The sequence below is a fragment of the Streptomyces sp. NPDC098789 genome, from assembly GCF_044759975.1.
Taxonomy (GTDB): Bacteria; Actinomycetota; Actinomycetes; order Streptomycetales; family Streptomycetaceae; genus Streptomyces.
Map to the genome: position 1 here is coordinate 16,159 of NZ_JBIWAJ010000002.1, position 25,158 is coordinate 41,316.

Annotated in this window: 14 protein-coding genes; 6 read left to right on the forward strand and 8 right to left on the reverse strand. The window is 72.8% G+C overall.

Going from position 1 to position 25,158, the window contains the following annotated elements; all coding sequences use genetic code 11:
* Positions 1-76 precede the first annotated feature (76 nt).
* Positions 77-2,857 (forward strand): preprotein translocase subunit SecA, encoded by a 2,781-nt coding sequence (secA, locus tag ACIQWR_RS04325; RefSeq protein ID WP_404005066.1) that lies wholly within the window; start codon positions 77-79, stop codon positions 2,855-2,857.
* Between the two features lie 604 nt (positions 2,858-3,461).
* Here secA and ACIQWR_RS04330 read toward each other — a convergent pair.
* Positions 3,462-3,863, reverse strand: coding sequence for an Rv3235 family protein (locus tag ACIQWR_RS04330; protein ID WP_404005067.1), 402 nt, complete (start codon positions 3,861-3,863; stop codon positions 3,462-3,464).
* 312 nt (positions 3,864-4,175) lie between these two features.
* On the opposite strand from ACIQWR_RS04330, the gene ACIQWR_RS04335 reads away from it, so the two are divergent.
* The 3 genes from ACIQWR_RS04335 (at position 4,176) to ACIQWR_RS04345 (ending at position 10,704) form a co-directional block, all read left to right on the forward strand.
* Positions 4,176-4,676 (forward strand): DUF6912 family protein, encoded by a 501-nt coding sequence (locus ACIQWR_RS04335; protein WP_404005068.1) that lies wholly within the window; start codon positions 4,176-4,178, stop codon positions 4,674-4,676.
* 11 nt (positions 4,677-4,687) lie between these two features.
* Positions 4,688-5,359 (forward strand): HAD family hydrolase, encoded by a 672-nt coding sequence (locus ACIQWR_RS04340; RefSeq protein WP_404005070.1) that lies wholly within the window; start codon positions 4,688-4,690, stop codon positions 5,357-5,359.
* Positions 5,360-5,739: 380 nt separating this feature from the next.
* Positions 5,740-10,704: an NAD-glutamate dehydrogenase gene (locus ACIQWR_RS04345; protein WP_404005072.1), complete on the forward strand. Its 4,965-nt coding sequence runs from the start codon at positions 5,740-5,742 to the stop codon at positions 10,702-10,704.
* Between the two features lie 103 nt (positions 10,705-10,807).
* Here ACIQWR_RS04345 and ACIQWR_RS04350 read toward each other — a convergent pair whose 3' ends face one another.
* Both ACIQWR_RS04350 and ACIQWR_RS04355 read right to left on the reverse strand, forming a co-directional pair.
* A complete protein-coding gene (locus tag ACIQWR_RS04350; RefSeq protein WP_404005073.1) occupies positions 10,808-11,635 on the reverse strand; it encodes an ABC transporter ATP-binding protein in 828 nt (275 codons plus the stop codon).
* Positions 11,628-12,530, reverse strand: coding sequence for an ABC transporter permease (locus ACIQWR_RS04355; RefSeq protein WP_404005075.1), 903 nt, complete (start codon positions 12,528-12,530; stop codon positions 11,628-11,630). The genes ACIQWR_RS04350 and ACIQWR_RS04355 overlap by 8 nt, the downstream gene beginning before the upstream one ends.
* Before the next feature lie 146 nt (positions 12,531-12,676).
* Here ACIQWR_RS04355 and ACIQWR_RS04360 point away from each other — a divergent pair, with 146 nt between their 5' ends.
* Positions 12,677-13,363, forward strand: a complete 687-nt coding sequence (locus ACIQWR_RS04360) for a TetR/AcrR family transcriptional regulator (RefSeq protein WP_404005077.1) — start codon at positions 12,677-12,679, stop codon at positions 13,361-13,363.
* Between the two features lie 218 nt (positions 13,364-13,581).
* Here ACIQWR_RS04360 and ACIQWR_RS04365 read toward each other — a convergent pair whose 3' ends face one another.
* The 5 genes from ACIQWR_RS04365 to ACIQWR_RS04385 all read right to left on the reverse strand — a co-directional run bounded on the left by ACIQWR_RS04365 (position 13,582) and on the right by ACIQWR_RS04385 (position 22,828).
* Positions 13,582-15,819, reverse strand: a complete 2,238-nt coding sequence (locus ACIQWR_RS04365; protein WP_404005078.1) for a CDP-glycerol glycerophosphotransferase family protein — start codon at positions 15,817-15,819, stop codon at positions 13,582-13,584.
* Positions 15,820-15,970: 151 nt separating this feature from the next.
* Positions 15,971-16,837, reverse strand: coding sequence for a carbohydrate ABC transporter permease (locus ACIQWR_RS04370; protein ID WP_404005080.1), 867 nt, complete (start codon positions 16,835-16,837; stop codon positions 15,971-15,973).
* Positions 16,834-18,168, reverse strand: a complete 1,335-nt coding sequence (locus ACIQWR_RS04375) for a carbohydrate ABC transporter permease (RefSeq protein WP_404005081.1) — start codon at positions 18,166-18,168, stop codon at positions 16,834-16,836. Before ACIQWR_RS04375 ends, ACIQWR_RS04370 begins: the two co-directional genes overlap by 4 nt.
* 5 nt (positions 18,169-18,173) lie before the next feature.
* Positions 18,174-19,553 (reverse strand): ABC transporter substrate-binding protein, encoded by a 1,380-nt coding sequence (locus tag ACIQWR_RS04380; protein WP_404005082.1) that lies wholly within the window; start codon positions 19,551-19,553, stop codon positions 18,174-18,176.
* Positions 19,554-19,672: 119 nt separating this feature from the next.
* Entirely contained in the window at positions 19,673-22,828 is a 3,156-nt protein-coding gene (locus tag ACIQWR_RS04385) for an FtsK/SpoIIIE domain-containing protein (protein ID WP_404005083.1), read from the reverse strand.
* Positions 22,829-23,264: 436 nt separating this feature from the next.
* Between ACIQWR_RS04385 and ACIQWR_RS04390 the strand changes: the two genes are divergently transcribed.
* A complete protein-coding gene (locus ACIQWR_RS04390) occupies positions 23,265-25,016 on the forward strand; it encodes a serine/threonine-protein kinase (RefSeq protein WP_404005084.1) in 1,752 nt (583 codons plus the stop codon).
* Positions 25,017-25,158 lie beyond the last annotated feature (142 nt).

Genomic DNA, 25,158 nt, shown 5'->3' on the forward strand with positions numbered 1-25,158 from the left:
CCGTTGCGGTGGGGTCCACCTGCCGTGCCCGTGTACGAACAGTGCCCAGGCCCGACCGGCAAGGAGACAAACCTCGGTGTCCGTCTTCAACAAGCTCATGCGTGCAGGCGAAGGCAAGATCCTGCGCAAACTGCACCGCATCGCGGACCAGGTCAACTCCATCGAAGAGGACTTCGTCAACCTCTCCGACGCCGAGTTGCGGGCGCTCACGGATGAGTACAAGCAGCGCTTCCAGGACGGCGAGAGCCTGGACGACCTGCTGCCCGAGGCCTTCGCGACGGTGCGCGAGGCCGCCAAGCGCAGCCTCGGCCAGCGGCACTACGACGTCCAGATCATGGGCGGTGCCGCACTCCACCTCGGCTACGTGGCCGAGATGAAGACCGGTGAGGGCAAGACCCTCGTCGGCACCCTGCCCGCGTACCTGAACGCGATGTCCGGCAAGGGCGTCCACCTGATCACGGTGAACGACTACCTCGCCGAGCGCGACTCCGAGATGATGGGCCGGGTCCACAAGTTCCTCGGCCTGGAGGTCGGCTGCATCCTGGCGAACATGTCGCCGGCGCAGCGCCGCGAGCAGTACAACGCGGACATCACCTACGGCACGAACAACGAGTTCGGCTTCGACTACCTGCGCGACAACATGGCGTGGTCGAAGGACGAGCTGGTCCAGCGCGGCCACAACTTCGCCGTGGTCGACGAGGTCGACTCGATCCTGGTCGACGAGGCCCGTACGCCGCTGATCATCTCCGGCCCCGCCGACCAGGCCACCAAGTGGTACGGCGACTTCGCGAAGCTGGTGACCCGCCTGAAGAAGGGCGAGCCCGGCCAGCCGCTGAAGGGCATCGAGGAGACCGGCGACTACGAGGTCGACGAGAAGAAGCGCACGGTCGCCATCCACGAGGCCGGTGTCGCCAAGGTCGAGGACTGGCTCGGCATCGACAACCTCTACGAGTCGGTGAACACCCCGCTCGTCGGGTACCTGAACAACGCCCTGAAGGCCAAGGAGCTGTTCAAGAACGACAAGGACTACGTCGTCATCGACGGCGAAGTCATGATCGTCGACGAGCACACCGGCCGCATCCTCGCTGGTCGCCGCTACAACGAGGGCATGCACCAGGCGATCGAGGCGAAGGAAGGGGTGGACATCAAGGACGAGAACCAGACCCTCGCCACGATCACCCTGCAGAACTTCTTCCGCCTGTACTCGAAGCTCTCGGGCATGACCGGTACGGCCATGACCGAGGCCGCCGAGTTCCACCAGATCTACAAGCTCGGCGTCGTCCCGATCCCGACCAACCGGGACATGGTCCGCAAGGACCAGGCCGACCTGATCTACCGCACCGAGGTCGCCAAGTTCGCCGCCGTCGTCGACGACATCGCGGAGAAGCACGAGAAGGGCCAGCCGATCCTGGTCGGCACCACCTCGGTCGAGAAGTCCGAGTACCTCTCGCAGCAGCTCTCCAAGCGCGGAATCCCGCACGAGGTGCTGAACGCGAAGCAGCACGAGCGCGAGGCCTCGATCGTCGCCCAGGCCGGCCGCCGCGGCGCCGTCACGGTCGCCACGAACATGGCCGGCCGCGGTACCGACATCAAGCTCGGCGGCAACCCGGACGACCTCGCCGAGGCCGAGCTGCGCCAGCAGGGCCTGGACCCGGAGGAGCACATCGAGGAGTGGGCGCACGCCCTGCCCTCGGCGCTCACCAAGGCGGAGGCGGCCGTCAAGGCCGAGTTCGAAGAGGTCAAGGAGCTCGGCGGGCTCTACGTCCTGGGCACCGAGCGGCACGAGTCGCGCCGCATCGACAACCAGCTGCGCGGCCGCTCCGGCCGTCAGGGCGACCCGGGCGAGTCCCGCTTCTACCTGTCGCTGGGCGATGACCTGATGCGCCTGTTCAAGGCGCAGATGGTCGAGCGCGTCATGGCGATGGCGAACGTGCCGGACGACGTGCCGATCGAGAACAAGATGGTGACCCGCGCGATCGCGTCCGCGCAGTCGCAGGTCGAGACCCAGAACTTCGAGACGCGCAAGAACGTCCTGAAGTACGACGAGGTCCTCAACAACCAGCGCGAGGTCATCTACCGCGAGCGCCGCCGCGTCCTGGAGGGCGAGGACCTCCAGGAGCAGGTCCGTCACATGATGGACGACACCATCGACGCCTACATCACGGCCGAGACGGTCGAGGGCTTCGCGGAGGAGTGGGACCTGGAGCGCCTGTGGGGCGCCTTCAAGCAGCTCTACCCGATCAAGGTGACGGTCGAGGAGCTGGAAGAGGCGGCGGGCGACCGGGCCGGGATCACGGCCGAGTTCATCGCGGAGTCCGTCAAGGACGACATCCACGAGCAGTACGAGGCGCGCGAGACGCAGCTCGGCTCCGACATCATGCGCGAGCTGGAGCGCCGCGTGGTGCTGTCGGTGCTGGACCGCAAGTGGCGCGAGCACCTCTACGAGATGGACTACCTGCAGGAGGGCATCGGCCTGCGGGCGATGGCCCAGAAGGACCCGCTGGTCGAGTACCAGCGCGAGGGCTTCGACATGTACAACGCCATGCAGGACGGCATCAAGGAAGAGTCCGTCGGCTACCTGTTCAACCTGGAGGTCCAGGTCGAGCAGCAGGTCGAGGAGGTTCCGGTGCAGGACGCGGGTCCGTCGCTGGCGAAGCCGGAGATCCGGGCCAAGGGTCTGGACGCGCCGCAGCGGCCCGACCGGCTGCACTTCTCCGCTCCCACGGTGGACGGGGAGGGCGGCGTGGTCGAGGGTGACTTCGACGCCGACGGGGGCGAGGGTTCCGGCGACGGGATGACCCGGGCGGAGCGGCGCAAGGCGCAGAAGGCGTCCGGCGGGCGTCGGCGCAAGAAGTGACCCCGCTCCCCGTGTGAGCCACGGGGGCCCCGACCGGGGCCGGACGACCGCGTGCCGCGGCTGTCCGGCCCCGGTCGCGTTCTCCGCGCAGCGTGGCCCGGGGGTCGCTCCCTCAGCCTCAGCCTCGCCGCCGGAGGCACCCGTTGCCCTGCCCCTCCCGGCCTTGGGGTCCGCCCTTCCGGCCTTGGCCCGGGGGCCTCCTGCCTTGGTCCGGGGGCCCTTCCTGCTTTGACTCTGGGGGGTGCCCCTCCCGCCTCGGTCCGGGGGTCCCATTTCAGCCTCGCCGGCGTTTGAGGCGCGGGTCCGGGCGGAGCCTGGTCGGTTCGGGACGGGGCCCGGTGGGGTTGTGCGGGCCCGGTGGGGCCCTGGGTGCCTCCGGGCCGCGCCTCAAACGCCGGCGGGGCTGGATTGGTGGGGCTGGGCCTGCTGGGTGCCCGGTGGGGCCTTGGGTGCCTCCGGCGGCGCCTCAAACGCCGGCGGGGCTGGATTGGCGGGGCCGGGCCCCCAAGGCCCCAGCATGGGCGCTGGGGGCTCGTAGGGGCCTCACCGGGCCCCGTGTGCCGGCGGGCCAGGGGCCTTGCCGGGGTCGGCCGGGGCAGGGCCCTCATGGGCGGGGGCCGGTGATTTCTACTGCGGCGCAGCGCCAGCGGAGGTCGGGGCCCTGTTCCAGGCGGAAGGCCATGGCGGTGATGCGGTCGCCGGTGGCGATGCGGGCGAAGGCTTCGATCACGCCCGGGCCGGGGTGGAAGCGGCCGCACTGGCGCAGGACCGGGCGCAGCAGGCCCGGGAAGGGGCCCGCCGGGGCGGTCAGGGTGACCAGCTGTTCGTACGCCGGGCCGACGGTGTGCCCGAGCAGGCAGTGGACCGGCCGCTGCCCGCTGAGGACGGCCAGGAGCCGCTCCGCGAACCAGTGGTGGGGACCGGTCCGCGCCCCGCGGGGAGGGCTCGGCGGGCGGCGCTGGTCGTGGCGTCCCGCAGGGCGGGTGGTGCTCCGCGTGCTGGTCATGGCGCGTCCCCGATGAGGCCGGGCCCGGTGGTACCGGGCGGTAACTTGTCGGGTGACCTTCTACGGGTGCCCGCCCGGCCTCCGCAACGGCCCCCCGCCCCGGGCCCCGCGGCGGCCCGGGTTCGCCTATCAGGGGCGCCGCGCCGCCGCCCGGTCCCGCGGGGCGCGCGGGCGCCCGTACCGCCGTGGACGCGGGGGGCGGCGCGGGCGGCACCACGAAAGGGGACCGGGCGCTGGGCCGGACGCGGCCGTCGGGAACGGGCCCGGCGGTCGTATCCTGAGGGCGTTCCCGACTACCGAAAGCAGCCGGCCATGCGCGTGTACGTCCCCCTGACCCTCCCCGGGCTCGCCGAGGCGCACAAGGCGGGCGAGCTGGGCCCCGCTCCGCTGCGTGCGTACGCCGTCACGCCCGGCCTGCGCGAGTGGTACGTCTCGGACGACGTCGAGGAGCTGGAGTACGCCGCCCTGAACCGGGCCGCGATCGCCTCCCTGCGCCTGATCGCCGAGGACCCGGCCGCCCCCCGCAAGCGGGTGGTCGTCGCCCTCGACGTCGACGACGAGGCCGCCACCGCGATCCCCGGCGAGGACGAGGCGAGCCTCGGTCTGGTGTCCCTGGCCGCCGCGGTGCGCCTGAAGGTGGCCGCCGCCGTGCACGTGGACGCCGAGGACGCCGAGGGCGACGTGAGCGCCGCCGCGGCCGCCGTGAGCGCGGCCGACGCCGGTGACGGCGACGCGCAGTCCGCGGTGGACGGTGCCGAGGACCACGACCTGCTGTGGTTCGGGGTCCAGGAGATCCCGGGGCTGCTCACGTGACCGGCGCGGGCGTGACCGCGAGCGCGGGCGCCCACCTGGTGTGGGACTGGAACGGGACCCTGCTCCACGACATCGACGCCGTGATGGCCGCGACGAACGCCTCCTTCGCCGAGCTGGGCTTCGCGCCGATCACCCTGGAGCGCTACCGCGAGCTGTACGTCGTCCCCGTGCCGAAGTTCTACGAGCGGCTGATGGGGCGGCTGCCCACGGACGACGAGTGGCTGGTCATGGACGACACCTTCCACCGGCACTACTGGGCCGTGGCCGAGGACGCGGGGCTCGCCGAGGGCGCGCGCGAGCTGTTGGAGGGCTGGCGGACGGCCGGGCTCACCCAGTCCCTGCTGTCCCTCGCGCCCCACGACAAGCTCGTGCCCCTGGTCCGGCGGCACGGGATCCACGACCACTTCCTGCGCGTCGACGGGCGCGTCGGGCCCTCGCACACCTCGAAGGCCGGCCATCTCGTACGCCATATGGCCGCCATGGAGGGGACGGGTGTGAGCGCCACCCGTACGGTCCTCATCGGGGACGCCGTCGACGACGCCCTGGCCGCCGCCCACGTGGGCGCGCTGGCCGTGCTCTACACCGGCGGTTCGCACAGTCGCCGCAGTCTGGAATCAGCCGGAGTCCCGGTCGTGGACAGCCTGGCGGAGGCGGTCCGGACAGCTCGCGAATTGGCCGGATAACAGCGTTTAAATCCCCCGGAACGGCCCCACGCACGTGTGGGGGGCCCGCGTCGCTGTCCAGAGTGTCAAAGTTCCACCCCCGGATTTGTACACATACAGCTCATGACGGGTCGGGGGTGGGGCGAGATAGCCTTGTCCCGTGATCAGCGCGATAGTCCTCGGGGGCACTGAAGCCTCCGACCAGCGCCCGGCGCACATCCGTGCCCGGGCCATCGCTGATCCCCGCCTCCGGGGCCCCTGGCCGAGAATGGTCCATTCCGCCCCGGCCGGCTCATACGACGGCATAGCGTCGATTCCGAACGGACATCCCGCCTCGCGGCGCTATGTCATTCCTTCCTTCACCTACGTCACGCAATGGCGCGCGACAGGAGTCAGAGGACATGCAGACCAAGCTGGACGAAGCAAAGGCCGAGCTGCTCGCACGGGCGGCCCGGGTAGCTGAGAACAGCCCGGCCGGGGGGCTACTTCCGACTGGGTCCGAGCAAGGGGGGCGTCCGGATCCGGACACGATGCTCTCCTACCTCCAGCGCTACTACCTGCACACCGCACCCGAGGACCTCACCGACCGCGACCCGGTCGACGTCTTCGGCGCCGCGCTCTCCCACTACCGGCTCGCCGAGAACCGGCCGCAGGGCACGGCCCGCGTGCGCGTCCACACCCCCACGGTCGAGGAGAACGGCTGGACCTCCAGCCACTCGGTCGTCGAGGTGGTCACCGACGACATGCCCTTCCTCGTCGACAGCGTCACCAACGAACTGTCCCGCCAGGGCCGCGGCATCCACGTCGTGATCCACCCCCAGGTCGTCGTCCGCCGTGACGTCACCGGCAAGCTGATCGAGATCCTCGGTCCCGACTGTGACGCGCACGGCCCCGCCACCGCGCGCCCCCACGACTCCCTCGTCGAGTCCTGGATCCACGTCGAGATCGACCGCGAGACCGACCGCGAGGACCTCGCCCAGATCACCGCCGACCTGCTCCGCGTCCTGTCCGACGTCCGCGAGGCCGTCGAGGACTGGGAGAAGATGCGGGACGCCGCCCGCCGCATCGCCGAGGAGCTCCCCGCCGAGCACACCGCGAGCGACCTGCGCGAACACGAGCTGGACGAGGCCCGCGAGCTGCTGCGCTGGCTGGCCGGGGACAACTTCACCTTCCTCGGGTACCGCGAGTACAACCTGGTCGACGGGGACGCGCTGGCCGCCGTGCCCGGCACGGGCCTGGGCATCCTGCGCTCCGACCCGCACCACAGCGGCAAGGACGACGGCCACCCGGTCTCGCCGTCCTTCAACCGGCTGCCCGCCGACGCCCGCGCCAAGGCGCGCGAGCACAAGCTGCTGGTGCTGACCAAGGCCAACAGCCGCTCCACCGTGCACCGCCCCTCCTACCTGGACTACGTCGGCGTCAAGAAGTTCGACGCCGAGGGCAACGTCATCGGTGAGCGCCGCTTCCTCGGCCTGTTCTCCTCGGCCGCCTACACCGAGTCCGTGCGCCGCGTCCCGGTGATCCGCCGCAAGGTCGTCGAGGTCCTCGAAGGCGCCGGTTTCGCACCGAGCAGCCACGACGGCCGCGACCTGCTCCAGATCCTGGAGACCTACCCGCGCGACGAGCTGTTCCAGACCCCGGTCGACCAGCTCCGCGCCATCGCCACCTCCGTCCTGTACCTCCAGGAACGCCGCCGGCTGCGGCTGTACCTGCGCCAGGACGAGTACGGGCGCTACTACTCGGCCCTCGTCTACCTGCCCCGCGACCGCTACACCACGGGCGTCCGGCTGCGGCTGATCGACATCCTCAAGGAGGAGCTCGGCGGCACCAGCGTCGACTTCACCGCCTGGAACACCGAGTCGATCCTCTCCCGCATCCACTTCGTCATCCGCGTCCCGCAGGGCACCGAGCTGCCCGCGCTCACCGACGCCGACGCCGAGCGCATCGAGGCCCGCCTGGTCGAGGCCGCCCGCTCCTGGGCCGACGGCTTCGCCGAGGCCCTGACCGCCGAATGCGGCGAGGAGCGCGCGGCCGAGCTGCTGCGCCGCTACGGCGGCTCCTTCCCCGAGGGCTACAAGGCCGACCACTCGCCGCGCGCCGCCGTCGCCGACCTGGTCCGGCTGGAGCGGCTGAGCGCGAGCGCCAGCGACTTCGACCTCTCGCTGTACGAGCCGGTCGGCGCGGGCCCCGGCGAGCGCCGCTTCAAGATCTACCGGCAGGGCGAGCAGGTCTCCCTGTCCGCTGTGCTCCCGGTCCTGCAGCGGCTCGGCGTCGAGGTCACCGACGAGCGGCCCTACGAGCTGCGCTGCGCCGACCGCACGCACGCCTGGGTCTACGACTTCGGCCTGCGGCTGCCCGTGTCCTCGGGCGCCGTCGAGCACCTCGGCGGCGACGCCCGCGAGCGCTTCCAGAACGCCTTCGCCGCGGTCTGGCAGGGCGACGCGGAGAACGACAACTTCAACACCCTGGTGCTGAGCGCCGGGCTCACCTGGCGCCAGGCCGTCGTGCTGCGCGCGTACGCGAAGTACATGCGCCAGGCCGGGTCCACCTTCAGCCAGGACTACATGGAGGACACCCTCCGCAACAACGTCCACACCACCCGGCTGCTGGTCTCGCTCTTCGAGGCGCGGATGTCGCCCAGCCGCCAGGCCGCGGGCACCGAGCTGATCGACGCGATGCTGGAGGAGCTGGAAGGCGCCCTGGACCAGGTCGCCTCGCTGGACGAGGACCGCATCCTGCGGGCGTTCCTGACGCTCATCAAGGCCACCCTGCGGACCAACTTCTTCCAGGTCACCAAGGCCGGCGAGCCGCACTCCTACGTGTCGGTCAAGTTCGACCCGCAGGCCATCCCGGACCTGCCCGCGCCCCGCCCGGCGTACGAGATCTGGGTCTACTCGCCCCGCGTCGAGGGCGTCCACCTGCGCTTCGGCAAGGTGGCCCGAGGCGGGCTGCGCTGGTCCGACCGGCGCGAGGACTTCCGTACGGAGATCCTCGGCCTGGTCAAGGCGCAGATGGTGAAGAACACCGTCATCGTGCCGGTCGGCGCCAAGGGCGGCTTCGTCGCCAAGAACCTGCCCGACCCGTCGGTGGACCGCGACGCGTGGCTCGCCGAGGGCATCGCCTCGTACAAGATCTTCATCTCGGCGCTGCTCGACATCACCGACAACCTCGTCGGCGGCGAGGTCGTGCCCCCCAAGGACGTGGTCCGCCACGACGAGGACGACACCTACCTCGTCGTCGCCGCCGACAAGGGCACCGCGACCTTCTCCGACATCGCCAACGCCGTCGCCGAGTCCTACGGCTTCTGGCTCGGCGACGCCTTCGCCTCGGGCGGCTCCGCCGGCTACGACCACAAGGGCATGGGCATCACCGCCCGCGGCGCGTGGGAGTCCGTCGAGCGGCACTTCCGCGAGCTGGGCCACGACACCCAGACCGAGGACTTCACCACGGTCGGCGTCGGCGACATGTCCGGTGACGTCTTCGGCAACGGCATGCTGCTCTCCGAGCACATCCGCCTGGTGGCCGCCTTCGACCACCGGCACATCTTCATCGACCCGAACCCGGACGCGGCCACCTCGTACGCCGAGCGCCGCCGCCTGTTCGACCTGCCGCGCTCCTCCTGGGCCGACTACGACACCTCGCTGCTCTCCGCGGGCGGCGGCATCCACCCCCGCACGGCGAAGGCCATCGCGGTCACCCCGCAGATGCGCGCGGCCCTCGGCATCGAGGCCGGGACCGCCAAGATGACCCCGGCCGAGCTGATGCAGGCGGTCCTCAAGGCCCCGGTCGACCTGCTGTGGAACGGCGGCATCGGTACGTACGTCAAGGCGACGGCCGAGACGCACGCCCACGTCGGCGACAAGGCGAACGACGCCATCCGCGTCGACGGCCAGGACGTGCGCGCCCGGGTCATCGGCGAGGGCGGCAACCTCGGTCTGACCCAGCTGGGCCGGATCGAGTTCGCCCGCCTCGGCGCGGGCGGCGAGGGCGGCAAGATCAACACCGACGCCATCGACAACAGCGCGGGCGTGGACACCTCCGACCACGAGGTGAACATCAAGATCCTGCTGAACGCGGTCGTCTCCGACGGGGACATGACCGTCAAGCAGCGCAACACGCTCCTCGCCACGATGACCGACGAGGTCGGCCACCTGGTGCTGCGCAACAACTACGCGCAGAACGTGGCGCTCGCCAACGGCGCCGCCCAGGCGCCCAGCCTGCTCCACGCGCAGCAGCGCTTCATGCGCCGCCTGGGCCGCGACGGACGGCTCGACCGCAAGCTGGAGTTCCTGCCCGACGACCGGCAGATCCGCGAGCTGCTCAACAGCGGCAAGGGCCTGACCCAGCCGGAGCTGGCCGTCCTGTTCGCCTACACCAAGATCACGGTGGCGGACGAGCTGATCGGCACCGGGCTGCCGGACGACGCCTACCTGAACCGCCTGCTGCACGAGTACTTCCCGGGCGCCCTGCGCGAGAAGTTCCCCGAGCAGATCGAGGCGCACGCGCTGCGCCGCGAGATCATCACGACGATCCTGGTCAACGACACCGTCAACAGCGGTGGCTCGACCTTCCTGCACCGGCTCCGCGAGGAGACCGGAGCCTCCCTGGAGGAGATCGTCCGGGCGCAGCTCTCGGCCCGCGAGATCTTCGGCCTGGCCGAGGTGTGGGACGCGGTCGAGGCGCTGGACAACAAGGTCGCGGCCGATGTGCAGACCCGGATCCGGCTGCACTCGCGCCGGCTCGTCGAGCGCGGCACCCGCTGGCTGCTCAACAACCGGCCGCAGCCGCTCCAGATCAGCGAGACCATCGCCTTCTTCTCGGAGCGGGTCACCCAGGTCTGGTCCGAGCTGCCCAAGCTGGTGCGCGGCGCCGACCTGGAGTGGTACGGCTCGATCGTGGACGAGCTGACCGAGGCGGGCGTCCCGGCGGAACTGGCGGCCAAGGTCGCCGGGTTCTCCTCGGCCTTCCCGACGCTCGACATCGTCGCGATCGCGGACCGCACCGGCATCGACCCGCTGGGCGTGGCCGAGGTCTACTACGACCTCGCCGACCGCCTGGACATCACCCAGCTGATGGACCGGATCATCGACTTGCCGCGGTCCGACCGCTGGCAGTCCATGGCCCGCGCCTCCATCCGCGAGGACCTGTTCGCCGCGCACGCGGCGATGACCGCCGACGTGCTGGCGGTCGGCAACGGTTCCTCCACTCCCGAGGAGCGCTTCACGGCGTGGGAGGAGAAGAACGCGGCGATCATCGGGCGCGCCCGGACGACCCTGGACGAGATCAAGGGCTCGGACGCCTTCGACCTGGCGAACCTGTCGGTGGCGATGCGGACGATGCGCTCGCTCCTGCGGACGCACAGCTGAGCGGAGCGGGGCGCTCGTAACGCGCCCAGCAACACGGGGAGGGCCCCGGGACCGGAATCCGGTCCCGGGGCCCTCCCCGTCGTGGTGCTCGCGCGCGGCCGCCCTACTGCTTGCCGAACTCCTCGTACGCGTCGCAGACCTCCTGCGTCGGCCCGTCCATCCGCAGCACGCCGTGCTCCAGCCACAGGACGCGGTCGCAGGTCTCGCGGATGGTGCCGATGCCGTGGCTGACCAGGAAGACCGTGCCCGCGGTCTGGCGCAGCTCCTCGATCCGCTTCTGGCTGCGGCGCTGGAAGGAGGCGTCGCCGGTGGCGAGGGCCTCGTCGATCATCAGGACGTCGTGGTCCTTGGCGGCGGCGATGGAGAACCGCAGGCGCGCCCCCATGCCGGAGGAGTAGGTGCGCATCGGGAGCGAGATGAAGTCGCCCTTCTCGTTGATCCCGGAGAAGTCGACGATGCCCTGGTAGCGGTCCTGGACCTGCTGCTTGGACATGCCCATGGCCAGGCCGCCGAGGATCACGTTGCGCTCGCCGGTCAGGTCGTTCATCAGGGCGGCGTTCACGCCGAGCAGCGAGGGCTGGCCGTGCGAGAAGATCCGGCCGCGCTCCACCGGCTGCAGGCCCGCGATGGCCTGGAGCAGGGTGGACTTGCCGGAGCCGTTGGTGCCGATCAGGCCGATGGCCTCGCCCTTGTAGGCGATGAAGGACACCCCGCGCACGGCGTGCACCTCGCGGATGCCGGGCTTCGGCTTCTTGCGGTTGAAGATCCGGCTGAGCGCGGCGGTGGCGCTGCCGCGGCCGGCGCCGGTGCCGACGATCCGGTAGGTGATGTGGACGTCGTCCGCGATGACGGTGGGCACGCGGGTGTCGGCGGGGGCGACGGCGCCCGCGGTGGTGCTGGTGGCGCTGTCGGTCGTCTTCGTGTCAGCCACGTCCGTACTCCTCCTCGGCCTTCCAGAAGTAGATGAAGCCGCCGACGCCGGCGACGAGGGCCCAGCCGATGGCGATCAGCCAGACGTGGTGCGGGAGGGACGAGACCTTGGTGCTGTCGATCAGCGCGTACCGCATCAGGTCGATGTAGACGGCGGCCGGGTTCGTCTGGAGCACCGTGGTCACCCAGTGCGGCAGGTGGTCCTTCTTGAGCATGTCGCTGATGCTCCACATGACGCCCGAGGAGTACATCCAGGTGCGCAGGACGAACGGCATCAGCTGGCTGACGTCCGGGTTCTTGCTGCCGAGCCGGGCCATGATCATGGCGCAGCCCGCGCAGAAGACGGCCATCAGGAAGAGCGTGGGGAGGACCAGGAACCAGTTCAAGGTGGGCAGCTGGCCGAAGCAGACCAGCAGGACGACCAGGGCGCCCATGGTGACGAGCAGCTGCTGGAAGAGCTGGATCACGCTGGAGAGGGGCAGGCTCGCGCGGGGGAAGTGCAGGGCCCGGACCAGGCCGAGGTTGCTGTGGACGGCGCGGGTGCCGGCGTTGATGGAGCTGCCGATGAAGTCCCAGACGAAGACGCCCGTGATCAGGAACGGGAGGTAGTTCGGGACGCCGTGGCTGGCCTTCATGATGATGCCGAAGATGAAGTAGTACACGGCCGCGTTCAGCAGCGGGGTGACCAGGTGCCAGACCTGGCCGAGCTTCGCGGTGCTGTACGTCGACGCCATCCGCGCCGTCGCGTACGACATCACGAAGTGGCGCCGCTGCCAGAGCTGGCCGATGTACGAGGGCAGGGAGGGACGGGCGCCGCTGAGGGTCAGGCCGTGGGCGGCCGCCAGTTCCTCGATGTCCGGCTGGGGTGCCGGGGACTTGGCCAGGGTGGTGGTCACGAAGGTCGCTTTCGACGGGGGCGGGACGTCGCTGGCGATGGGACGGGTCCGTATCGTCGCTACGGCGAGGTTAGGGCGGGACGCGTCGGAACGCAACCGTATCGTCGTGACGGGTCTGGGGCGGCGTACGCGGTTATGCTCCCTGTATGACCCCGGACCCTGCCGCTCCCGCCGTCCCTGCCGCGCCCGTCCCTGCCGCCGCCGCTCCGCCCGAGCCCGTCGCCGCGCCCGCCGCGCCCGCCGCGGCCCGGCGCCGGGCGCCCGCCGGGGCCGCGGTGCTGCGCGAGGACGTGACCGAGGCGATCCGGGCGGCGGTGGTCGAGGAACTGGCCGCGGTCGGGTTCGCGCGGATGTCGATCGAGGGGATCGCGCGGCGGGCGGGCGTCGGCAAGACGGCCGTCTACCGGCGCTGGAGGTCCAAGCTGCACCTGGTGCTGGACCTGGTGGCCGCCTTCGCGGTGGACGGGCTGCCGGTGCCGGCCACGGGGTCGCTGTACGGGGACGTACGGGCCCTGCTGGAGGTCATGTCCCACGTCCTGCGGCACCCGGTGGCCTCGGCCGTCATCCCCGACCTGCTGGTCGAGGCGGCGCGGAACCCGGAGATCGCGGCGGCGGTGCGGGGGGCGCTGCTGGACGGGCAGCGGAGGCTCGCCGAGGGGATCGTGTCGGAAGCGGTGTCGCGGGGCGAGCTGGCGGAGGGGGCGGATCCGGAGCGGGCGCTCGATCTGGCGATCGGGCCGTTGTACTGGCGGGTGGTGGTCGTCAGCGATGCGGTTTCGCGGGAGTACCTGGATGCGTTGGCGGCCTCTGTGGTGGCGGGGCTCAAGGTCTGACCCTGCCGGGTCCTGCCGGGTCCTGCTGGGCCCTGGCCCTGGCCCGGTCCCGGGCCCCTGGTCGCCCCCTGGTGGGGTGGCCGGTGCGGTGTGTCCCTGCGGGTGCGTTTGCCCTCCGGGGGCGCCTCAAACGCCGGCGGGGCTGGATTGGCTGGGCTGGATTGGCGGGGCTGGATTGTGCCGGGCGGAGATGGCGGGGCTGGATTGGCGGGGCCGGGTCAGGGCCAGGTGGGGGCGGGGGTCGGGAGGGACGGGGTGGGTTGGCGGTCTTCCAGGGGGGTGACCGGGGGGAGGGGGGTGGTCTGGCCCAGGAAGACGTGGCGGACCACGCGTTCCGCTGCGTGGCCGTCGTCGTACGAGCAGAAGCGGGACCGGAACGAGGCGCGCAGTTGGGCCGAGCGCGAGCCCCGCCAGTGTCCGGTGGCGAAGATGTCCACCAGCTCGTCCTCGGTCCGGGCGATCGCCCCCGGGGGGAAGGCGCGCAGGTCGAAGTACGTGCCGCGGGACGCCTCGTAGGCCTCCCAGTCGTCCGCGTGGATCACGATCGGCCGGTCCAGCGCCGCGTAGTCGAACATCAGGGACGAGTAGTCCGTCACCAGCGCGTCCGACGCCAGGCAGAGCTCCTCCACCGACGGGTGCCCGGTGACGTCCAGCAGTCGCGGGTGCCGGTCCCAGGACGGCGGGGTGTCCGCGTACGTCAGGTGCGTGCGCGCCAGGATCGTGAAGCGCGGGCCGAGATCGCGCAGCACCCGCTCGAAGTCGAGGTGTTCGGGACGGCTGCGCCGGTAGTCGCGGTGCGTGGGCGCGTACAGGATCACGGTCGAGCCGGCCGGGATGCCCAGGCGCTCGCGCAGCTCCAACACGTCGCCCGGCGCGGCCCGGTGGAAGACGTCGTTGCGCGGGTAGCCGTACTCCAGCGTCGTGTAGGAGGACGGCAGCGCCTTCTCCCACACCAGCGTGGAGTGCCGGTTCCCGGACAGCAGGTAGTCCCACTGGTCGGCGCCCCGCAGCAGGCCCGCGAAATCGGTGGTCGGGGTCGCCGCCGGGCGGTCCTGGAGGTCCAGGCCGACGCGCTTGAGCGGAGTGCCGTGCTGGGTCTGGAGCAGGACCTGCCCGGGCCGCTTGACCAGCGCGCGCTCGAAGTTCACGTTCGTGACCAGGTGCGTGGCCCGGGCCAGCGCGGTCCAGTAGGCCAGCGAGCCGGGTCGCAGCGCGGCCGTCTCCTTCGGCAGGGTCGCGGCGTGCGCCGGGTCGCAGATCCAGGCCGTGCGCGTGCCGGGCGCGAGCTCCCGCAGCTTCGCCTCGATCGCGGCCGGGTTGCAGGCGTACCCGCCGTGCCAGTACGCGCTGAAGACCGCCAGGTCGGGGCGGAGCGGCAGCAGCCGCTGGATCCGGTAGTGGCAGCGCAGCGCGGCTTCGCGCAGGCCCCGCAGGCCGGCCCGCGCGCTGCGGCCCAGGCGGACGGCGAACGCCCGCAGCCCGGACAGCAGCCCGTAGGTGCGCCGGAGGCCGAAGCGCATCAGGGTGTGCCGCAGCCGGTCGGTGCGCGACAGGGACAACGGCTGCGCGTCGGAGCGCACCGCGACCCGGTAGCGGCGCAGCGAGACGGCCGCCCGCCGGAAGAACTCCGGCCGGACGGCGCGCGGGAGGCGGCGCGGGTTGGCGTACACGGCGCAGAAGTGCTCGGCCATCCGCCGGTGCAGGACCGGCCGCCACCGGTCGAGTTCGGGGCGGGAGGCGAGGTGGGCGAACACCCGGTCGTACTGGTCGAAGACGTCGAGGTGGGCCCGGCTGGGGGTGTTCAGGATCGAGCCGCTGCGGCGCTGGCGGTAGTGCACGCAGACCCGGTCCAGGACGGCGACGGACTCGGCGGCCAGCAGCACCGGGTAGGTCCAGGGGGTGTCCTCGTAGAACCCGGGCGGGAAGTCGAGGCCCTCGCGCTCCACGAACTCGCGCCGGTACGCCTTGTTCCAGGCCACCATCAGCATGCCCAGCAGCGCGGGGCGGTCGGCGATCCGGAAGCTGGCCGGGCCGTCCTCGCAGAGGCGGTGCGCGAGCCGGTTGCGGGTGGTCTCGCCGGTCCAGAAGGTGCGCGCGTAGTCGTAGACCAGCACGTCGGGGGAGCCGGTCGCCTTCAGTCGGTCCGCGATGGCCTGCAGGGAGCCCGGGACCAGGGTGTCGTCGCCGTCCAGGAAGATCAGGTAGTCGCCCGTGGCCCGGGTCAGGCCCACGTTGCGCGCCGGACCCAGGCCCACGTTGCGCGCCAGGTGCACCGGGGTGACCCGGGGGTCGCGGACCGCGTACTCGTCGATGATCTGACCGCAGGCGTCCGGGGAGGCGTCGTCCACCACGATCAGTTCCAGATCCGGGTACGACTGGCACAGGACCGAGTCCAGCGCCTCCTGGAGGTAGGCCTGGACCTTGTACGCGGGCACGATGACGCTGAACCGGGGCACGGCACATCCAGGGGTCGGCGCGGGCATATTGCCCAGCAACCCCCGGGGTGGCGATCGGGTTACGCGACCCGTGGCATTCGGGTTACCCAGCGTCAACGCGGCACGTCAACGCGGCGGTTCGCGCCGCGGAACGCGCCCCGGTGGCCCGGCGCTACTTGATCGCGCCCGCCATCACCCCCGACACGAACTGGCGCTGGAAGGCGAAGAACACGGCCAGCGGGATCACCATCGACAGGAACGCGCCGGGCGCCAGGACGTCGATGTTGTTGCCGAACTGCCGCACCTGCTGCTGGAGCGCCACCGTGATCGGCGGGTGCGCCGAGTCCGCGAAGACCAGCGCCACCAACATGTCGTTCCACACCCACAGGAACTGGAAGATGCCCAGCGAGGCGATCGCCGGACCGCCCAGGGGCAGCACCACCCTTGTGAACAGCCGCAGTTCGCCCGCCCCGTCCAGGCGCGCCGCCTCCAGCAGCTCCCGCGGGATCTCCGCGAAGAAGTTGCGCAGCAGGAACACCGCGAAGGGCAGCCCGAAGGCGGCGTGGAAGAGCACCACCCCGGCCGTGGTCTCGAACAGGCCGATGGAACCGAAGAGTTCGGAGACCGGGATCAGCGCCACCTGCACGGGGACCACCAGCAGCGCGACCACCACCAGGAACAGCGCGTCGCGGCCCGGGAACTCCAGCCAGGCGAATGCGTATCCGGCGAAGGCGCCCAGGACGAGCACCAACAGGGTGGCCGGGACGGTGATCGCCACCGTGCTCAGCAGCGAGCCGGTGATGGTGTCGTTGGACAGCAGCCGCTCGTAGTTGGCGGTGGTCAGCCGGGACGGCGCGGTCAGCACCTGCCACCAGCCCGCCTTGTTCAGATCGGCGGGCGCCAGGAGCGAGGAGACCAGCAGCCCGAGGGTCGGCAGCAGCCAGAACGCGGCCGCGAGGACCAGGAACACGCGCACGGCACCACCCGCGGCGCGCGCCGCGAGCCGGCTCGTGAGGGTCGGTGTGGGGGGCGTCGTCATCGGCGGGCCTCCCGGCGCATCCGGTGGATGTTGTAGAGCATGACCGGGAGGACGAGCACCAGCAGCAGCACCGCGATGGCACTGCCGAGGCCCGGGTTCGCGTCCGTGCCGAAGGAGGTCCGGTAGAGCTGGAGGGCGAGCACGTTCGCGTCGTCCTGCACCGAGCCCGGCGCGATCACGAAGACCAGGTCGAAGATCTTCATGACGTTGATGACCAGGGTCACCAGCACCACGCCCAGCACCGGCGCCAGCAGCGGCACCGTGATCCGCCGGAAGACCTGCCACTCGTTCGCCCCGTCCACCCGGGCCGCCTCCAGCAGCTCCCGCGGTACGGACGCCAGCCCGGCCCCGATCAGGACCATCGCGAAACCGGCCCACATCCACACGTACGCGCCGATGACGGCCGGGGTGACCAGCGTCGGCCCCAGCCACTGCACGCCCGCGTACGGCGCCGCGAAGTTCGAGGCGGGCAACCGCAGCAGCGCCCCGTCGGCCTTCGCGGACAGGGAGAAGGTGCCGTCGCCCGCCGCCGTGGTCGACTCCACCACCTTGCCGTCCTTGACCGCCTCGATCCGCATGCCCGCGTACCCCGACTCGGCCGGGTCGAGCGTGTTGGTGCGACCGCCCCCGCCGGGGCGGAAGTCCTGCCAGGCGGTCCCGGTCACCCGGCCCGGCTCGGCGGCGGCCGCCGCGGCCGGGCGGGTGCCCTTCGGGAGGTCGTCCGGCGCCACCCCGACCAGCGGGAGGAGCGCCGGCGTGCCCGCCCGTACCGGTTCGCGGGTGACGAGCGCGCCGCCGCCCGCGTCCACCAGCGGCGAGTCCCGGCCCGGCCGGGCCTTGGGGAAGGCCGAGGAGGGCGCGAAGGTGTCGTGGACCCCGACCCACACCGCGTTCGCCACCCCGCGGTCCGGGTCCGCCTCGTACACCAGCCGGAAGATGATGCCCGCCGCCAGCATCGAGATGGCCATCGGCATGAAGACCAGCAGCTTGAACGCCGTGCCCCAGCGCACCCGTTCGGTCAGCACCGCGAAGATCAGGCCGAGCGCGGTCGCCGTCGTCGGCGCCAGCACCACCCACAGCGCGGTGTTGCCCAGCGCCGTGCGGATGGTGTCGTCGTGCAGGATCTCCCGGAAGTTCGCGGCGCCCACGAAGGAGTCGCCGGTGCGGTCGAAGAGGCTGCGGTAGAGCGAGTAGCCGATCGGGTGCACGACGAGCGCGCCGAGCAGCACCAGGGCGGGCAGCAGGAACGCCCCCGCCACCAGCCGGTGCCGCCGGGCCGCGCGGGTGCGCGCCCCGGCGGGGGCCCCGGGGGGAGCCGTCTTGGGGGCCACCGGGATCAGTTCCCGAAGGCCTTGGCCGCGTCGGCCTCCAGTTTGGCCTGTGCGCCCGCGACGTCGGCCGGGTTCGCCAGGAAGTCCTGGAGGTCCTTCCACTCGCCCGCCCCCGGAGTCCCGCCGAAGGACGCCGGAGCCTGGTCGGACATGTCGAAGCGGAAGTCGTCGCCCGCCGCGAGCAGGTTCTTGGCGATGTCCCGCTGGATCTCGTTGGGGTAGGCGCCCGGGTTCACCCCGCGGTTCGGCGAGACGAAGCCACCCAGCTTCGCCTGGATCTCCGCCGCGTCCGCGGACGCCAGGAAGGTCAGCAGGGCCTGCGCGCCCTTCGAGGGCTTCAGCGCCACCGCCACGTCACCGCCCGAGACCACCGGGGCCTTCGCGCCGACCGCGGGGAAGGGGAACACCAGGGCGTCCGTGCCCACCTTGGCCTCCGTCTGCGCGATGTTCACCGCCACGAAGTCGCCCTCGAAGACCATCGCCGCGCCCGGCCGGTCCCCGCCGGTGAAGGTCTGGGTGACGGACTTGGGGAACTCGGTCGCCAGCGCGCCGGTCTGACCGCCCGCCAGGAAGTCCTTGCGGCCGAATAGCTGGCCCAGGGTGGTCAGCGCCTGCTTGACGCTGTCGTCCGTCCACTTGATCTCGTGCTTGGCGAGCTGGTCGTACTTCTGCGGACCGGCCTGCGAGAGGTAGATGTTCTCGAACCAGTCCGTGAGGGTCCAGCCGTCCGCGCCGCCCACCGAGACCGCCGGGACGCCCGAGGCCGACAGGGTGTCCGCGGTCTCCAGGAAGGCCGCCCACGTCGTGGGTACTTGCGCGCCCGCCGCCTTGAACGCCTTCGCGTTGTACCAGACCAGCGACTTGTTGGCCGCCTTGTAGTAGACGCCGTACTGGGTCCCGCCGACCGCGCCCAGCGCCTTCCAGCCCGCCGAGTAGTTCTGGTCGAGCTGCTTCTGCGCCTCCGGACCCACCGGCTGCGCCCACTTGTTCGTCACGGCCGATACCAGCGCCCCCACCTGGGGCAGCAGCGCCACGTCCGGCGGCTGGCCGCCCGCGACCTTCGTACCGAGGAAGGTGACGATCGGGTCCTGCGCCGGAACGAAGGTGACGGTGGCACCCGTCCGCTTCTCGAACTCCTTGAGGACCTTGGTGAAGTTCTCCTGCTCCGGACCCGTCCAGACCGCCGCGACCTCCAGCTTCTCCCCGGCCAGGGAGGGTAACTGGACCCGCGGACCGCTCTGCGTGCTCCCGTTGTCCGGACTCGGGGCCGTGTCCTTCTTCCCGTCGCCCCCGCCGCCGCAGGCGGTCAGTGCCAGCGCGCACCCGGCGGCCAGCGCCGTCCAGGTGCGCGTGCGTGTGGTGCGGCCCGTTCCGTGCGTGCGCATGGCTCTGCCCCCGATGTCCATGGTGTGTCCCGGACCACAAGGTCTACGCCGAGCCGTGCCACCCCGCAATACCGCGTCGGGCGCCCGCGCCCCGGGCCGCGCCCGGGGCCGGCGGGGCCTCAGGGGGCGGGCGGGAACAGCACGGGCACGGCCGAGACCAGGTGGGAGGCCCGGTCCAGGGCGCTGGCCAGCAGGGCGAGGTCGGTCGGGCCGTTGCCCAGCTCGCGCACCGGACGGCGGGCCGGAGGATCCCCCATCCGCTCCCACTCGACCGGAACCACAGTGGGTCTCTGGGTCGCGGTCCGCGGGATCCGACCGGTCACGCGGCCCGCCTGGAAGGGCAGGGTCCGTCCGTCGGCCCGCCGCAGCGACCCGCGGCCGGGGCCCGGCTGGTCGGGCGCGTCCAGCTCCACCCGCAGGGTCGAGGACCGGGCCAGCTCGGTGTCGGCCGTACGGTCCGGGCGCGCGCTGGTCGCCACGAGGTGGACGCCGAGCCGGGCGCCCTCCCGGGCCACCGCCTCCAGGGCCCGCACCACCGAACCGGCGGACGGGCGGCCCGTACTGCCCAGGGCGGGCGCGACGAGCGCGTCGAAGTCGTCCACCAGGACCACCAGGCGGGGCAGCGGAGCGGGTCCCGCGTCCGCGCGCGGACCGGCCGCCCGCAGCCGCAGGGTGCCCGAACGCTGCGGGTCCAGATCGCCGCGCAGCTCGCCGGCGCTCGGCCGGCGCGGCGCGACCAGCCGGTCGGCGACCTCGCGCCGGGCGTGCCACTCGGCGAACGGGACCCCCTCCAACAGCTCGTGCCGGCGCTTGAGTTCGGCGCCGAGGGCCTGGGCGAACTCGCGCATGCGCAGCGGATCGGAGGCCACCAGGTGCGCGGAGACGTGCGGCAGCTCGGTACAGGGCAGCAGCCCGTCCCCGCGCTCGCCGCCCGCCCCGTCCAGCAGCACCAGGCCGAGCCGGTCCGGGCGGGCGGCGGCCGCCAGGGAGGCGGCGACGGAGCGGAGCAGCTCCGTGCGCCCGCTGCCCGCCGGCCCCTCGATCAGCAGGTGCGGGCCGTCGGTGACCAGCTCGGCCCCGACCGGACCGCCCCGGCCGCTGCCCAGGACGACCTCCAACTGCCCGCCGACGCCCTGCCCCTGGTCGGTGGCGGCCGCCCAACGGGCCATCAGGGAAGCCGGGGTGGCCCGGGCCAGGCCCAGCTCGTCGAGCAGCCGGGCGGTCGCGGGCAGGGCGGCGCTGGCCGGGCGCGCCGGTTCGCCGCCGGCGCCCTCGGTGCGCAGCGGGGCCAGGGCGCGGGCGAACCGCTCGGCCCACGCGGCGGAGACGGCATCGGCGACGGAGCTCTCCCCGGGCGCCACCGGGCGGCCCCCCAGCACGCGGAAGCTGCGCACGACCGTGGCCACGTCACCGCTGAGCAGGGCGACGGCGCCGCAGTCCCGGAAGGCCGGGGCGCTCGCGCAGGCCTCCCGGTACGTCTCGTCGACGGGGGAGGCCGCGGTGGCGGCCGGCGCGTCGGCGAGGGCGAGGACGTGGATGCCGGCGGCCGGGCCGTGCGAGGCGAGCCGGCCGGTCACGTCGCGGAGCTGGCCGGGACCGGGATCGCCGTCGAGCAGGACGAGGGTGAGCGGGCCGTCGTACGCGCGGGCGGCGTCGGCCACGGCCTGGCGGTCGGCGGCGGCCCAGCTGGTCCCGAGCGGGGAGCCGTCGAGCCGCCGGGTCAGCTCGCCGGTCCGCGCGGTCGCCTGGTCCCGGTCGTAGGCGAGCAGCAGGCGGCAGTCCTGGCCGTGCGCGGGACGGGTGTGCGGGAGCCAGCCGAGCCAGCCCCAGTCCGCGCGCCGCTCGGTCAGCGGGCGGGCCCGGTCGGCGGCGATCAGCACGATCTCCAGCGCGGTGGGGGAGTGCAGGGCGGCGAGCTGGGCGACCACGGAGCGGGCCAGCCCGGTCAGCCGGGCGCGCGGACCGGCCAGGCCGAGCGCCCCGGCGGTGCGCAGCGGGACGCGGGCGCCCGCGCCGAGGTTGACGACGAGCCGTTCGGGGTGGCCCTGGCCGCGGCCCCAGAGCCGTTCGGTGGGACCGAGCGCGGCCAGCAGCAACGAGGCGGGGTCGTCCGCCGCCGGCTCCGCGCCGGCCGCGACGGCGGCCACGGGGATCTCGACGGGGACCTCGACCTCCTCGTCCCGGCCGACCCACTTGCGCGCCCAGGCCCCGATCCCGCGCCGCCGGGCGGCCGCCGGGACGCCGGATCCGGTGCCCGCTGCGGTGCTGTCCTCGGCGCGGGCGCCGGGGCCGGTGTCGGGGTCGGAGCCGCCCGCGGGGGGCCAGGCGGTGGCCGGGTGGCCGGAGCGCGCGGCGCCGGCCGGGGTGTCGGACCGGGAGTGCGGGGCGTGCGGTGCGTGCGGAGCGCGTCCGGCTCCGGTGGTGTCCGGGTGCCCGCCGGTCCTCCCGGGGGCGCCGTCGCGGGCGGGGTACGGGCCCGCGCCCGCGACGGCGGTCCGCGGGCCGGCCGCGGGGGGCCGGATCGGGGCGGGGGCGTACGCGGGGGCCGGGGCGTGCTCCGGGTGGTGCGCGGCGCCCGGGCCTTCGGGGCCGGGGTGCGGGTCGCCCGGGCCGGGGCCGGGGGCGGCCGGGGCCGGGAGGGCCAGGTGGCCCTGGAGGTCAGGGGTCAGCGGGAGCGGGGGCGCGGCCGGGCCCGCCAGCCGCAGGGTGGACTCGCCGACCCGCAGCAGCGCTCCCGGCGCCAGCCGGACCGGGGAGCCCGCCACCGGGATCCCGTCCAGGGCGGTGCCGTTCGTCGAGTCGAGGTCGGCGACGCTCACCCGGCCGTCCTCCGTGACCGTCACCGCGCAGTGCAGACGGGACACGTCGGGGTCGTCGAGCGGTACGTCCGCGTCCGCGGAGCGGCCGATCCGCAGCGAGCCGGGGTGCAGCAGGTGCACGCCGCCCGCGTCCGGTCCCGCCACCACGTGCAGCTGGGGCGCGCCGAGGCCCTCGTCCGGACCGGGCAGCGCCTCCGCGACCGGGGTGTGCAGGGCCAGGACGGCCCCGTCGACCAGGGGCGGCTCGCCCAGTACCCGGCGCTGCGGATCGAGCCGCTCCGCGCCGGCGTAGAGGACCACCGCGCCCCCCGTGTCCGGGCCCGCCACGGTCGCCGCCAGCCCGGAGGCCACCGCGGCCAGCGGGGTGCCGACGGGCGCGGTGACGAGGACGTCACACGTCGCGGGCGCGATCTGGTGGCCGCTGCGCGGCCCGAGGACGGTCAGCCGGATCTGCATCGCCGTCAGCGGTCCCTTCTGCGCGGTGCGCGCTGCGTGCGCCCGGCAGGGGAACGGCGGGACATGACTGCCCGTTGGCCCCCCACCCGGCGCGGACGCGTCGTCCGGTCAGGTCATCCGGAGAGGAGGGCTCCCGACCCCCCACTCCGTACGGGTGCATCCTCGCACCTGTCACCGACAACACGCCCGACACCCACCCACAAGTGATCTTGATCGATCGGGAGTCCGTCCACACCCCGAACGGATACGGACAGCAACCAGCGGAAAATCGCCACGGGCATACCCCGCAAATGTCACTCTTCGTATATATGTACGGCAACCATCGCTGGACGCCCCGCGTCTTCCCTCGGGACACCGCCTAGAGTGGGTCGGAAAAACTCTGGGAAGAGCAACAGTCGGAAGACGACAGCAGGACGACAGCAGGGGAGCGCGAGACGTGCGGCCAGTCGGCAGCAAATACCTGCTCGAGGAGCCGCTCGGACGCGGCGCCACGGGTACCGTCTGGCGCGCCCGCCAGCGCGAGGCCGCGGGCGCCGAGGCGGCGGTCGCCGGACAGCCCGGCGAGACCGTGGCCATCAAGGTCCTCAAGGAGGAGCTGGCCCACGACCCGGACGTCGTCATGCGCTTCCTGCGCGAGCGCTCCGTCCTGCTGAGGCTGACCCACCCCAACATCGTCCGTACCCGCGACCTCGTCGTCGAGGGCGACCTGCTCGCGCTCGTCATGGACCTCATCGACGGCCCCGACCTGCACAAGTACCTGCGGGAGAACGGGCCGTTCACCCCGGTCGCCGCGAGCCTGCTGACCGCCCAGATCGCGGACGCGCTCGCCGCCAGCCACGCCGACGGGGTCGTGCACCGCGACCTCAAGCCCGCGAACGTCCTGGTCGACGAGCGCGACGGCCAGATGCGCCCGATGCTCACCGACTTCGGCATCGCGCGCCTCGCCGACTCCCCGGGCCTCACCCGCACCCACGAGTTCGTCGGCACGCCCGCCTACGTCGCCCCCGAGTCCGCCGAGGGCCGCCCGCAGACCTCCGCCGTCGACATCTACGGCGCGGGCATCTTGATGTACGAGCTGGTCACCGGCCGTCCGCCGTTCGCGGGCGGCACCGCGCTGGAGGTGCTGCACCGCCACCTCAGCGAGGACCCGCAGCGCCCCTCGACCCTGCCCGAGCCGCTGTGGACGGTCATCGAGCGCTGCCTGAGCAAGGAGCCGGACCTGCGGCCCAGCGCCGTCAGCCTGGCCCGCGCGCTGCGCGTGGTCGCCGCGGGCATCGGCGTGCACTCCTCCGCGGCCGAGGTCGAGGCCGCGCTCGGCGTCGGCGCGCTGCTCGCGCCCGACCCGGCGCCCGCTCCGGTCCCGCAGACCCCCGGCGCCGCCGACCCGACCCAGGTGCTGCCGCCCGTCAGCGGACCCATGGGCGCCTACGACCCGAACGCGGCCACCAGCGTCATGCAGTCGATGCCGCCGGCCCCGCAGCACGCGCCCGGGGCCGACCCGACCGCGGTGCTGCCGCCCGTACAGGCGCCGGACCAGCCGCACCCGTGGCAGTCGCAGATGCGGGCCGCCCGGGACCGCAACGAGCAGACCCAGATGCACTACCTCGACCCGGCCGACGACCCGCTGCGCCGCAGGCCGCAACGCCAGGCCCCGCAGCAGCAGTACCAGCAGCCGCAACAGCCCCAGCAGTACCAGCAGGGACCGCCGCAGCAGTACCAGCAGCCGCAACAGCGCCAGCCCCAGCCCCAGCAGTACCGGCAGCAGCCGCAGCAGCAGCAGTACCAGCAGCCGCAGCAGCCCCAGTACCAGCAGCGACCCCAGCAGCCGCAACAGCCGCAGTACCAGCAGCAGCCGCGCCAGCAGCAGCCGCAGCACCAGCCCCAGCCGTACGCCGGGGCGCCGGCCCAGCAGCCGCGCCAGCCCCAGCAGCCCGCCCCGCGCGAGCCGCGCGAGCCGCGCCGGCGCGGTGCCAACCCGATGCGGATCCCCGGGCTCGGCTGCCTCAAGGGCTGCCTGTTCACCCTGGTCCTGCTCTTCGTCGCGGGCTGGCTGGTCTGGGAGTTGACCCCGCTCCAGGAATGGGTGGGCACCGGCAAGGGCTGGTGGGACCAGGTCTGGTCCTGGGGTACCGAGGTGAAGAACTGGGTCGGCGACCTCGGCGGTGGCGGCGGAGGCTCCACCGGCTGACGCCAGGACTGCTCCTTAGCGGTGAGTTCGTGGATTTGTCGACTTCCAGGACACGATTTCGCCCACAGAAGTGAAGGTCGCCGCGAATCGGGCCCCCTGCTGGCCTCCAACCCCCACGGGGCCGCGTAGCTTTGGTGTGTAC